The organism is Stenotrophomonas sp. FBCC-B152, from assembly GCF_059134105.1.
The window spans coordinates 3,739,052-3,751,253 of the sequence record NZ_CP101442.1 but is presented as its reverse complement, the minus strand read 5'-3'; the positions used below and the strand labels follow the sequence as shown (position 1 = coordinate 3,751,253).

Annotated in this window: 7 protein-coding genes; 2 read left to right on the top strand and 5 right to left on the bottom strand. The window is 67.5% G+C overall.

Features of this window, described 5'->3' with window-relative positions:
* Window positions 1-3 precede the first annotated feature (3 nt).
* The 5 genes from nagA to NMB40_RS17090 are packed head-to-tail and all read right to left on the bottom strand — an operon-like array spanning window position 4 to window position 5,383.
* Entirely contained in the window at window positions 4-1,119 is a 1,116-nt protein-coding gene (gene nagA, locus NMB40_RS17110) for an N-acetylglucosamine-6-phosphate deacetylase (RefSeq protein WP_494359193.1), read from the bottom strand.
* Entirely contained in the window at window positions 1,116-1,892 is a 777-nt protein-coding gene (locus NMB40_RS17105) for a DeoR family transcriptional regulator (protein ID WP_068854349.1), read from the bottom strand. The genes nagA and NMB40_RS17105 overlap by 4 nt, the downstream gene beginning before the upstream one ends.
* Before the next feature lie 32 nt (window positions 1,893-1,924).
* The gene (locus NMB40_RS17100) at window positions 1,925-3,253 is read right to left on the bottom strand and encodes a D-tagatose-bisphosphate aldolase, class II, non-catalytic subunit (RefSeq protein ID WP_494359192.1); all 1,329 of its coding nucleotides are present in this window, start codon (window positions 3,251-3,253) and stop codon (window positions 1,925-1,927) included.
* A gap of 38 nt (window positions 3,254-3,291) precedes the next feature.
* Entirely contained in the window at window positions 3,292-4,233 is a 942-nt protein-coding gene (locus tag NMB40_RS17095) for an ROK family protein (RefSeq protein ID WP_494361094.1), read from the bottom strand.
* Window positions 4,226-5,383, bottom strand: coding sequence for an SIS domain-containing protein (locus NMB40_RS17090; protein ID WP_494359191.1), 1,158 nt, complete (start codon window positions 5,381-5,383; stop codon window positions 4,226-4,228). The genes NMB40_RS17095 and NMB40_RS17090 overlap by 8 nt, the downstream gene beginning before the upstream one ends.
* 323 nt (window positions 5,384-5,706) lie before the next feature.
* Between NMB40_RS17090 and NMB40_RS17085 the strand changes: the two genes are divergently transcribed.
* On the top strand, window positions 5,707-9,060 hold the full coding sequence (locus NMB40_RS17085; protein WP_494359190.1) for a TIM-barrel domain-containing protein: 3,354 nt from the start codon (window positions 5,707-5,709) through the stop codon (window positions 9,058-9,060).
* 131 nt (window positions 9,061-9,191) lie between these two features.
* Window positions 9,192-12,182 carry a TonB-dependent receptor domain-containing protein gene (locus NMB40_RS17080; RefSeq protein WP_494359189.1) on the top strand — a complete coding sequence of 997 codons (2,991 nt, stop codon included), beginning with the start codon at window positions 9,192-9,194 and terminating at the stop codon, window positions 12,180-12,182.
* The last annotated feature ends 20 nt before the right edge of the window (window positions 12,183-12,202 follow it).

The window sequence follows — 12,202 nt, the reverse complement described above, 5'->3', positions numbered from 1 at the left end:
CACTCAGTCAAGCGTGATGCGTTCGCCTTCCACGATCACCTGCTGCACGCGCAGGTCATGGTCCATCACCACCAGATCCGCCCACGCGCCCGGTTGCAGGCGGCCGCGGTCATCCAGGCCCAGATAGTCGGCGGGGTAGCGTGAAACGCGGTTGGATGCGTCATCCAGCGCCAGACCCAGCGCAACCAGGTTGCGCAGCGCCTGGTCCATGGTCAGCGCGCTGCCGGCCAGCGAGCCGCTTTCCAGGCGCACGCAGCCCAGGCACTTGTGCACGCGCTGCACGCCCAGCGCGTATTCGCCATCGGGCATGCCGGTGGCGGCGGTGGCGTCGGTCACGCAGTACAGGCGCGGAATGGCGCGCAGTGCGGTGCGGATCGCGCCAGGGTGCACGTGCTGCAGGTCGGGAATGAGTTCGGCGTACTCGGCATGCGCCAGCGCCGCGGTGGCGATGCCGGGGTGGTAGTGGTCCACGCCGGTCATGCCGTTGAACAGGTGGGTGAAGCCGGCGGCGCCTGCATCCAGCGCGGCCACGCCCTGCTCGTAACTGCCGGCGCTGTGGCCCAGCTGCACGCGGATGCCGAGCGCGTTCAACGCGGGGATCAACGCCAGGTGCTGGCCGATCTCCGGCGCCAGGGTCAGCACCTTGATCGGTGCGATGGCGTGCAGGTGGCGCACATCGTCCAGCGTGGCTTCCACCACCAGCGGCGGCTGCGCACCCAGGCGCTCGGCGCTGATGAACGGGCCTTCCAGGTGCACGCCCAGCACGCGCGCCATGCCGGTGTCACGCTGCGCGATCGCGGTGGACAGGCCCTGCAGCGCACGCACGATGTCATCCGCCTCGGCGGTCATGGTGGTGCCCAGCAGTGCAGTGGTGCCATGCCGCGCGTGCGCGCGCGCCACCGTGCGTGCGGTATCCCCGCCCTGCATGATGTCGACCCCGGCACCGCCATGCACATGCAGGTCGATGAAGCCGGGCAGGATCAGCGGCACCTCTTCATCGCCACGCGGGTCGGCGTGGGCGCTGTTGATCGACACGATGCGCTGGTCGAAGGCGATGTCGCCGCGCACCCATCCGAACGGGGTCAGCACGCGGCCATGCAGGGTGGAAACCGGGTTCAAGGCGGCGACTCGGCAATGATCACTTCAATGCCCAGCTTCTGCAGCCCTTCCAGGTACTCCGCATCGATGCTGGCGTCGGTGATGATGGTGTGGACCTGGTCCAGGCGGGCGATGCGGTGCAGGCTGACGTGGCCGAACTTGGAGGCGTCGGTGAGCACCACCACGCGGCGTGCGCGCTCCACCATGCGGTGGTTGAGGCGGGCTTCGGCTTCATGGTGCGTGGTGAGTCCGAACTGCAGGTCCAGCCCGTCCACGCCCAGGAACAGGGTGTCGAAGCTGTAGGTGTTGAGGCTGGCTTCGGCCTGGCTGCCCTGCAGCGACAGCGACTGCTTGCGCAGCAGGCCCCCGGTGAGCAGCAGTTCCACGCCTGGTGCATTGGCCAGCTCCCAGGCGATGTTCAGCCCGTTGGTCATCACCGTCACGTCGCGGTGTTCGCGCAGGTGGCGCGCCAGCGTCATGGTGGTGGAACCCGAATCGATGATGATGTTGTCGCCGGCCCGCACCAGCCGCGCGGCATGCGCGCCGATGCTGTCCTTCAGCGGCAGGTTCAGGGTGTCCTTTTCATGGATGTCCTGCTCCAGCGGCGGCTTGCGCACCAGGGTGGCGCCGCCGTGGGTGCGCGTGGCCAGGCCCTGCGCTTCGATGTGGGTCAGGTCGGCGCGGATGGTCACTGCCGAGACGCCGAAGCGCTCCACCAGTTCGCTGACCTGCACGTTGCCGTGTTCGACCAGCAACTGCAGGATCTGTTGGCGGCGCTGCCGTGTATTGCGCATGGGGCGATTCCATTCGGAAGGAAAGCCGAAGCTTACCGTTCCGAAAGCTCCGTGGCAGAAAAAGCTTCGTTATCGGTGCCAAACGCATTGCGAGCGCAAGCCCGGGCGTACTCGGCCAGGCGCAGCCCCACCTTGTGCCGGATCAGCGCCAGCGGTTCGGCCGCCAGCTCACCGGCCTGCACCGCGCGCAGCTGTTCGGGCAGGTACTGGCTGAGCAGCATCAGCGGCGGTGCCTGGTGGGTGAAGTTGTCGACCAGGGTGGCCAGCGCGGCCTGCACGGCCCCCTCGCCCCAGTAGTAGCGGCTGCGGTCGCTCAGGGAATAGGCGCGCAGCAGGCGCTGTTCGTGCGCGTCGCCCTGGTAGTAGCTGGCCCAGCTGGCCGGCTTGTCGAGCATGCAGCGGTCCAGTACCTCGATGATCCCTGACGCTTCAGCGGCCGGCAGCAGCTCGCGTTCGATCATTGCCAGCGCGAACACCGCTTCGCGGAACGCATACGTCGCCGCCGGTCCCACCTTGAGGATGGCGAAGTGGTCGCGCACCAGCGCATGCAGGCCGGCTTCGGTCTGGTAATCGGTGGAGTGCGCCTCGAACACGATGCGCGGCTGGGTTTCCACGAACGCGGACAGTTCCCGGGCGGCCGCCGGGTCGTAGTGGTGCACGCTGCTGTGGTCGAAATCCACGCCGGGCTGCACCACCATGGCGATCACGCGCTCCCAGGCGGGCAACAGGTCCGGTGCGGAAAACGCCTCGCGGTGAATCGCCAGCGTGATCGCGGCGGCGGTGGGCGTGGTCACGGCCAGCCCCCCTTCCAGCGAGGCCTCGCCGCCCGGCACGGGCACTTCGGTACCGATCACATACACCGGTGGCGGCAGGCCGTTCTCGGCAGCGGTGCGTTCGGCGATGCGCGCCAGTTCGGCCGAGCGCGCGGCCACGATTGCATCGGGCAACGGCGTCGGGTCATCGGCGCAGGACATGCTGCAGTCCAGGTGGATCTTGTGGAAACCGGCGGCCACGTAGGCGGCAATCAGCGTGCGCGCATTGGCCATCGCGACCTCGGCCGGTCCTTTCTGCCAGGCATTCGGGCCGAGATGGTCGCCGCCCAGGATCAACCGCTCCACCGGGAATGCCTGGCTGCGCGCCAGCTGCAGCACGTAATCGCGGTACTGCCGCGGGGTCATGCCGGTGTAGCCGCCGAACTGGTCGACCTGGTTGGAGGTGGCTTCGATCAGCAGCACGGTGCCGTGGTCGCGTGCGACCTGCATGGCGGCCAGCAGCACCTGCTCGTTGCTGCAGCACACGCTGTACAGGCCAACGGGCTGGCCCTGGCGATGGGCGGCGATCAACGATTGGACGGCAGACATGGCAACACTCCAGGTGCAGCGGAACGGAAGGGAATGACTCAGTGCGCGGGATGGTGCTGGCGCGCCAGCAGCGCCGCGCCGCGTGCACCGCCGGCATCGCCGAAGGCCGGCGGCAGGATCGGCGGCACGCGCACGCCGTTGAACAGGTAGGGCGCAATGGCCGCAGGCAGGTCGCGGTACAGCTGCTCCAGCTTCGACAGCCCGCCCCCCAGCACGATTACGTGCGGGTCCAGCGCCAGGATCAGGCTGGCGAAGCTGTAGCCGAGCAGGTCACGATGGATGGCCAGCGCCTGCAGCGCGATCGGGTCGCCGGCCTGCGCCTGCGCCACCACGGCGGTTGCGTCGCAGGCCAGGCCGCCATGGCGTTCGTGGATCATCGCCAGGCCGCTGCCGGAGACATAGCGCTCCAGGCAGCCGCGCAGGCCGCAGCCGCAGTCCAGCAAGGGCAGGTCATGGCGCAGCTGCAGCGTGGCCGGCAGGCTCCAATGGCCCCACTCACCGGCAATGCCGTTGTTGCCGGCCACCAGCTTTCCGTCCAGGCAGTAGCCACCGCCGGCACCGGTGCCCAGGATCACCCCGAACATGCTGGGGTAGCCGGCGGCGGCGCCGTCGTGCGCTTCGGACAGGGCGAAACACTGCAGGTCGTTACCCAGCGCCAGTGGGCGCTGCAGCCGTGCTTCCAGGTCATGCCCCACCGTGTGGCCACTCAGCGCGGGCACGTTGGCGCTCAACTGGCGGCCGCTGTCGCGATCGCGCACGCCGGGCAGGCCCAGGCCTACGGCAACGGCACGCGTGCCCAGCGCGGTATCCGCATCCTCGACCAGTTGGCCGACGGCGGCCACAAAGGCCGCGTAGTCATTCGTCGGCGTTGCCACGCGCTGGCGGTAATGCACGGTCAGCGCTGCGTCGCAGGCCACCAGCTCGATCTTGGTGCCGCCGATGTCGATGCCATACCAGGCCTGCATGCCGTGCTCAGCCATGGTCATGGATCGTCACGCCCTGCACCACGCGGTTGACCGTGCCATCCGGGAACGGGTTGTCCGGGGTCAGGCCAAGCGCGGCCGAGCGCTGCAGCGCGAAGCACTGCGCCATCACCAGCCACAGCGGGGCCAGCCACGGATCGGGCAGGGCAGGCACATCCAGCAGGAAGTCGCCGTCGGCACTGTCGCTGCCAGCCGGGCCGACCGAGATCACGCGCGCGGCGATGCCGTCGCGGCGCAGCTCTTCCAGCAGGTCCTGTTCATAGCGCCGCGCCAGCGGCTGCGCGCTGCGCAGCACCACCACCAGCGTAGTGCCGTTGAGCGTGGATTTCGGGCCGTGGCGGAAACCGAGCGGCGTGTTGGCCAGCGCCAGCACCCGGCCGGCGGTGAGTTCCAGCACCTTCAGCGCCGCTTCGCGCGCGGTCGCTTCCAGCGGACCACTGCCCAGGTAGATCACCCGTGAGATATCCGTGCGCGCGAGCGCTGCGACCGGGGCGTCCCAGTGGCTTACGGCCTGCGTACCGCGTTCGGCCAGGCTGCGCAGGCGCGCGATCTGCTCGGCCCACGGCGCGCTGTCGAACACGCTCAACGCGGCCAGCAGCATGCAGCTCAGGCTGCTGGTCATGGCAAAGGCGCGGTCGCAGCTGGCCGACGGCATCAGCAGCGACAGCGTATCGCTGCGCCCTTGGCCGCGCTGGGCCAGGGCGCCATCGGCATTGCAGGTGATGTCCAGGAAGCGCGCGTCGTCCACCTGCGCCCGCACCAGGTCCACCGCCGCCACGCTTTCCGGGCTGGAGCCGCTGCGCCCGAACGACACCAGCAGGGTCGGGCGGTCGCGCTGCAGGTACAGCGCCGGGTGGGTGAGCAGGGTGGTGGTGTGGATGGCGCGGACGTCCGCCGGCCACTGCGCATTGATCTGGTCGGCAACCATCTCGGCGATGAAGCCCGAACTGCCGGCGCCGGTGAAGATGACCCGCTGGCCTGGCTGGCGCAGCGCGTCCCCCAGGAACGCATCGATGCGCTCGCGGGCCACCTCCAGCACGTCGGCCAACGCCGACCAGAGGGCCGGTTGCTGCGCGATCTCTTCTGCGGTGTGCGCGCCACCCAGGCGCTGCCAGGCGGGCATATCGGGGAGCAGAGTGACGTCCATTCGCTATTCCTGTTGGGCGACCGCACGATCAGCGTTTTCTTTCGAAATGTCAAATATCGAAAGATTAAAATAAGATATCCGGATCACAGTTTTCACTTTCGCTGTCGGTTCTTGCGCAATGGGTGCCGCCTATCTGCGCGTCCTGCAAAGGGAAATTCCGCCCATTCAGCAGCCAGAAGGAAAGTGGTGCTTTGCATCATCTTTCGTTTTGGTAGAATTCCTAATCTTTTTTCTTTTCAATTTCTTGACATCTTTCGATAGCCTGCCCCATAGTCGGCCGCACTGGTTTCGGACACCCGCCGAACGCGGGCTTTGGGGGCGAAGTGGTTACCCGTTGTCGACGCACCGTACTGGCCATCTCTCTTCTGTCGCTGTTGGCCATAACGCCGGCACTGGCCGCGCCGTTGGGCAACCTGAGCGCATTACGTGCCGAGCCGACCGCGTCGGCCACGGCCTGGACGCTGACCACCGATAACGGCATGACCGTGCGCGTGGACCTGCTGCGCCCCGACCTGCTGCGCGTGCAGGCCAGCCGCACCGGCAAGCTGCTGCCGGCCGGCGACAAGGCCGCCCCCATCGTGCTGCCGCAGGCGTCTGCCGCCGTGCCGTTCCAGCTGGAAGAAGACGGCAACGAAGTGCGCATCCGCACCGACGCGCTGGTGCTGCACATCCAGCGCCAGCCGCTGCGCCTGGCGTTGGACCGGCGTGATGCCGGCAATGTAGTGCCGCTGTGGCGCGAACTGCAGCCGCTGGACCTGGATACCGCCCAGAGCGTGCAGGTACTGAGCAGCCAGGCCGACGAACAGTTCGTCGGCGGTGGCCAGCAGAACGGGCGCTTCGTCTTCAAGGGGCGTGAGCTGGAGGTGTCGTATTCCGGTGGCTGGGAAGAGGGCGACCGCCCCAACCCGGCGCCGATGCTGCTCAGCTCGCGCGGCTGGGGCATGCTGCGCAACACTTGGAGCGATGGCAGCTACGACCTGCGCCAGGCCGACCAGGCCACCCTGCTGCACCGCGAAGACCGCTTCGATGCGTACTACTTCGTCGGCGCCGGCCTGCCCGCGCTGCTGGACCGCTACACCGCACTGACCGGGCGCGCCGCATTGCTGCCGCGCTGGGCGTTCTCGTACGGCGATGCCGACTGCTACAACGATCGCGACAACATCAAGAAACCCGGCAGCGTGCCCGAAGGCTGGAGCGATGGCCCCACCGGCACCACCCCGGACGTGGTCGACAGCGTCGCAAAGCAGTACCGCGCGCACGACATGCCCGGCGGCTGGATCCTGCCCAACGATGGCTACGGCTGTGGCTACAAGGGCCTGCCGGAAACGGTGAAGGGTCTGGCCGGCTACGGCTTCAAGACCGGGTTGTGGACCGAAAACGGCGTGGACAAGATCGCCTGGGAAGTCGGCACCGCCGGCACCCGCGTGCAGAAGCTGGACGTGGCGTGGACCGGCAAGGGCTACCAGTTCGCGATGGACGCAAACCAGTCTGCGTTCAACGGCATCCTGCACAACTCCGATTCGCGCCCGTTCCTGTGGACGGTGATGGGCTGGGCCGGCATCCAGCGCTACGCAGTGGCCTGGACCGGTGACCAGAGCAGCAGCTGGGATTACATCCGCTGGCACATTCCCACCCTGGTCGGCTCAGGGCTTTCGGGCATGGCCTACGCCAGCGGCGACGTGGATGCGATCTTCGGCGGCAGTGCCGAAACCTTCACCCGCGACCTGCAGTGGAAGAGCTTCACCCCGGTGCTGATGGGCATGTCCGGCTGGTCGGGCAGTGCGCGCAAGCACCCGTGGTGGTTCGACGAGCCCTACCGCAGTGTCAACCGCGACTACCTCAAGCTGAAAATGCGCATGACCCCGTACATGTACGGGCTGGCACACGACGCGGCCACCACCGGCGCGCCGATCCTGCGCGCGCTGATGTGGGATTACCCGCAGGACCCCAACGCCTGGAACGAAACCTACAAGTACCAGTTCCTGCTCGGCCGTGACCTTCTCGTGGCGCCGGTGTACCGCAGCCAGGCCGCCAGCCGGGGCTGGCGCCGCGATATCCACCTGCCGCAGGGCCGCTGGATCGATTACTGGGATGGCCGCGCGCTGCAGGCCGGTGCCGAAGGCCGCCAGCTGGACCGCCCGGTCGACCTGGCCACCATTCCGCTGTTCGTGCGCGCCGGTGCCATCGTGCCGATGTACCCGGAGATGCTGTACGACGGCCAGAAGCCGCTCGATGAGGTCACCTTCGACCTGTACCCGCAGGGCAGCTCGCAGTACACGCTGTACGAAGACGACGGCAGCACGCGCCGCTACGAGAAGGGCGAATCCAGCCAGCAGCAGGTCACCCTGCAGGCCCCGGCGCAGGGCAGTGGCCCGGTGCAGGTGAACATCGATGGCGTGCGCGGTCAGTACCAGGGGCAGCTGGCACAGCGCCGCTATGCGCTGCGCGTACTCAGCCGGCAGAAGCCGGCAGCAGTAAGTCTTGATGGCCGCGCGTTGCCGATGCTGGCAGATGCCGCCGCGTGGCAGGCCGCGCCGGAAGGCTGGTACTTCGACGCGGGCGAACGCCGTGGCACCGTGCATGTGCGTAGCGTACCCACCGACATCCGCCAGCCGCTCGTCTTCCAGCTCGATATCGCGCAGGCACCGGCCGCCGCAGATGATGTGTTCCCGGCCGCCCCGGTGCTGGGCCGCGCACTGCCGGCCGACAGCCTGCTGGTGGTCAACCGCCCGGCCGAAGAGCGCGGTTACGAGCTGGAGAAGGCCTTCGACGACGACCCGGCCACCTGGTTCCGCACCGTGCGCAACCAGGCCGTGCGTACCGGCGCCCACGAATGGGTGATCGGCTTCGGCGAGCGCCGCCTGATCGACGGCATCGCGCTGGCCCCGCGCAACGACCAGCACTGGAAGAGCGGGCAGGTTCGCGACTACGAAATCTACCTGGCCGACACCAATGGCGAATGGGGCGAGCCGATCAAGCGCGGTCGCCTGGCGCTGAAGCAGGACCTGCAGCAGATCGATTTCCCCGCCCATGCCGGCCGCCTGCTGCGCTTCCGCGTGCTCAGCGTGCAGAACCCCGACGGTGATGGCGCGGCCGGCAGCGACCCCATGGTCACCGCCGCGCAGGGCAACGTGGCCCGCGCGGTGGATGCATTGCAGCCGCGCGACGTGGGCCCGATCACCCTGTCCACGTTCCAGATCCTGGAGCACCAGGTGGCCGAACGTCCCGCACAGCAGCGCTACCTGTCTGAACTGGCCCTGCCGGCAACCGCCAACGCGCAGGTGCGCGCAGACGTTGCCTTCCAGGGCGGCCAACCCATGCGCATGAACGGCCTGCTGTTCCGCCGCGGGCTGGGCGTCGGCCCGGCCAGCCGCATCGACCTGCAGCTGCACGGCCAGTGGCGCCTGCTGCGAGCTGACCTGGGCATCGACGATGCCTGCCGCAGCGCCGGCGGCATGCAGTTCCAGGTGTGGGGCGATGACCGCCTGCTCTACGACAGCGGCCTGGTGAAGGCACCGGGCGTGGTCAAGCCCGAACTGGATATCCGCGGCCTGCAGCGCCTGAGCCTGCGCACGCTGGGCGCACAAGGCACGCAGCCCGCACAGGTGTGTGGCAACTGGGCCAACGCCGCACTGATCGGACAGGAGGGCGATACCGCCACCATCGTGTCGCCGTAACCCACAGACGTATCGAAAAAAGAATTCCCCACCGTTTCCCGACTACGGCCCGCCGGCCGTGGTGCGGGTGACTGTTGCCCGAAAAAACCCACCCAGGCAGCCCCACGCTGCGGAAGCACAAGGAGCCAAAGATGTTGAACGAACGCCATCGCCATCGCCGCATCCCCGCTACACCCTTGTCCGTCGCGCTGGGGCTTGCCCTGGCCGTGAGCGGTCCGGCGTTTGCCCAGGACGACGACACCGCCGTTGAGGCCAAGGCAAAAGCCAACGCCACCGAACTGGCGCGTGTGCAGGTCACCGGCTCCAACATCCGCCGCAGCGATGTGGAAACCTCCTCGCCGGTGCAGGTGATCAGCAAGCAGGACATCGAGAACATGGGTGCGCGCACGCTGCTGCAGGTGCTCGACAACCTGCCGGCCGCGCGCCCGGGCCAGCAGGATTCACGCTCCCTGTTCACCGGTTCCGATGGCGCTTCGCAGGCCAACCTGCGCGGCCTCGGCGCGCAGGGCACGCTGGTGCTGCTCAACGGCCGCCGCCTGTCGTACTACGGTGCGCCGGCCGGCTTCCAGACCCAGTTCGTCAACATCGATGCCATTCCGGCCGCCGCCATCGAACGCATGGAAGTGCTGACCGACGGCGCCTCGGCCGTGTACGGCACCGACGCGGTGGCCGGCGTGATCAACGTGATCACCAAGCGCTCCTACCAGGGTGCGGAGATCAACATCACCGCCGACAAGTCTTCGCGCATCGATTCCTACGGCGAGCAGCAGGGCAGCATCACCGCCGGCTTCGGCGACCTCGACGAAGACCGCTACAACGTCTACGCCTCGGTGAACCTGTACCGCCGCAATGCGATCCCGCTGAGCGACTTCTACGACAAGCGGCCGCCCCAGTACTACGTCAACAACCCCAACTACATCCCCGGCCTGCGCCTGGGCACCGGCAGCAAGCCGGGCGAATTCAACCCGGGCAGTTTCTTCGCGTTCGATCCCACCACCAATGCGCTGGTGCGTGAAGCCGCGCCGGGCTGCAACAACGTGCTGGTCGAGGCCGCCGGCACGCGCTGCATCTGGGAAACCTGGATGAACCGCGAGATCGACGCCGGCGCCAAGACCGAGCGCGCTACCGCCTACATCAGCTCGCACTTCCTGATCGGCGACAGCACCGAGGCCTTCGCCGAAGTCACTTACACCGACATCGACCTGACCGCCAACGGTGGCACCCCCTCCGCGTACAACACCACGACCGGCAATCCCTCGAGCTGGTACTCGCGCAACACCGGCAACACGGTCAACCAGTTCCTCACGCCTTACCTGGGGCCGAACAACGTCTACAACCTGGCCAGCCCCGAACTGAAGGCGATGATGGGCGGCGTGGTGGGCCTGAACTACCTGATGCAGGACGTGGGCGACGGCCACTTCGGCCAGCGCAACACCGACCAGAGCTACCGCGTGCTGGCTGGCCTGCGTGGCAGCCTGGGCGAGGACTGGAACTGGGAAACCGCCTTCGCCACCGCGGGCACGCACTCGGTCACCTACCAGACCGTCAACGTAAACCTGGAAGGCTTCGAACGCGCGTTCGGCCCCTACACCATCGACCCGGGCACCGGGCGGGTGATCATCTCCGACAACCCGGCCTACCAGTTCGGCGTCATCAACGAAGCCAATGCCAAGCTGATCCGCGAGGCGTACCCCACCTTCGACATCCAGTCGTGGACCCGCCTGCATACGTTGGATGGCAAGATCGAAGGCCCGTTGTTCAGCATGCCGGCCGGCGACGTGCGCGCCGCGTTCGGCTTCAACGCCACCCGCGAAACCTTCTACACCCCGGGCAACGAAGATGCCGCCAACGGCCTGATCACCCAGCAGGGCGGCTCGTGGTTCGATGGCAAGCGCAACACCTACGCGCTGTTCGCCGAAGCCGTGGCCCCGCTGACCGACAAGCTGGAACTGGATGCCGCGCTGCGCGTGGACAAGTACCCCAACTTCAGCGCCAACCTGGCCCCGAAGATCGGCCTGAAGTACCAGGTGCTGCCGCAGCTGCTGCTGCGCGGTACCTATTCCGAAGGCTTCCGCGCGCCCAGCCTGGCCGAAGCGGGCACCGGTGGCGTGTTCGCCCAGCTCGGTGGCTTTGAAGACGACATCCGCTGCGATGAGACCAATGCCATCGCCAACCTGCTGCGCCAGTCCAACCGCCCGGGCGACGTGGACCTGGGCAACACGCTGCTCAACAGCGACTGCAGCCGCACCGTGGCGCGCATGACCCAGCCCAACCAGGACCTGAAGCCGGAAAAGGCAAAGATCTCCACGCTGGGCTTCGTGTACGAACCGGCCAGCTGGATGTCGATCTCGGCCGACTATTGGTTCATCTACCGCCGCAACGAGATCGCCGCGCCGGACTACAGCAAGGAACAGGACATCCTGTCGATGACCCGCAACCCGATCAGCGACAACGATCGGGCCAACGAGGCCGCGCTGGCGCAGATGTGCGCCGACCCGGCCAGCGGCGTGAGCTGCCCGGGTGCGCTGCCCGGCTACAGCGTGGGCAACGTGGCCGCCGTGGTAGGCCAGTACAAGAACCAGGGCCGCACCCTGGTGGACGGCTTCGACATCGATGCGCGCGGCCGCTTCATGCTCGGTGAGTGGGGCGCGCTGAACATCGGCGTGGCCGCCACCATCGCGCGCCGCAAGGAAGCCTATATCGACGACACGGATCGCTGGTACTACGGCAACACCATCGGCTACTACGGCAACCCGCGCATGCGTGCCACGTTCAACGCCGACTGGTCCTACAAGCAGGTCACCACCAGCTTCTTCGTGAACTACGTGGGCGGTACCAAGTGGGCGTGGGACCGCGTGGATGCCGAAGACAACAACCCGGACACCTGCACCGCCGGCTCGCTGCCAGTGAACCCTTCCCAGTGCGATGGCGTGCCGTCGTGGTGGACCACCAACCTGAGCGTGGGCTGGCGCCCGGATGACCACTGGAGCCTGGGCTTCACGGTCAAGAACCTGTTCAACCGCCTGCCGTTCTACGACCCGAACAGTTTCCTGGGTGACTCCAGTGACTATGCCAGCATCTTCGGCCGCAGCTACAGTCTGCAGGTCGGCTACAAGTTCTGATTGTTCCAGCGCGCCGGTTC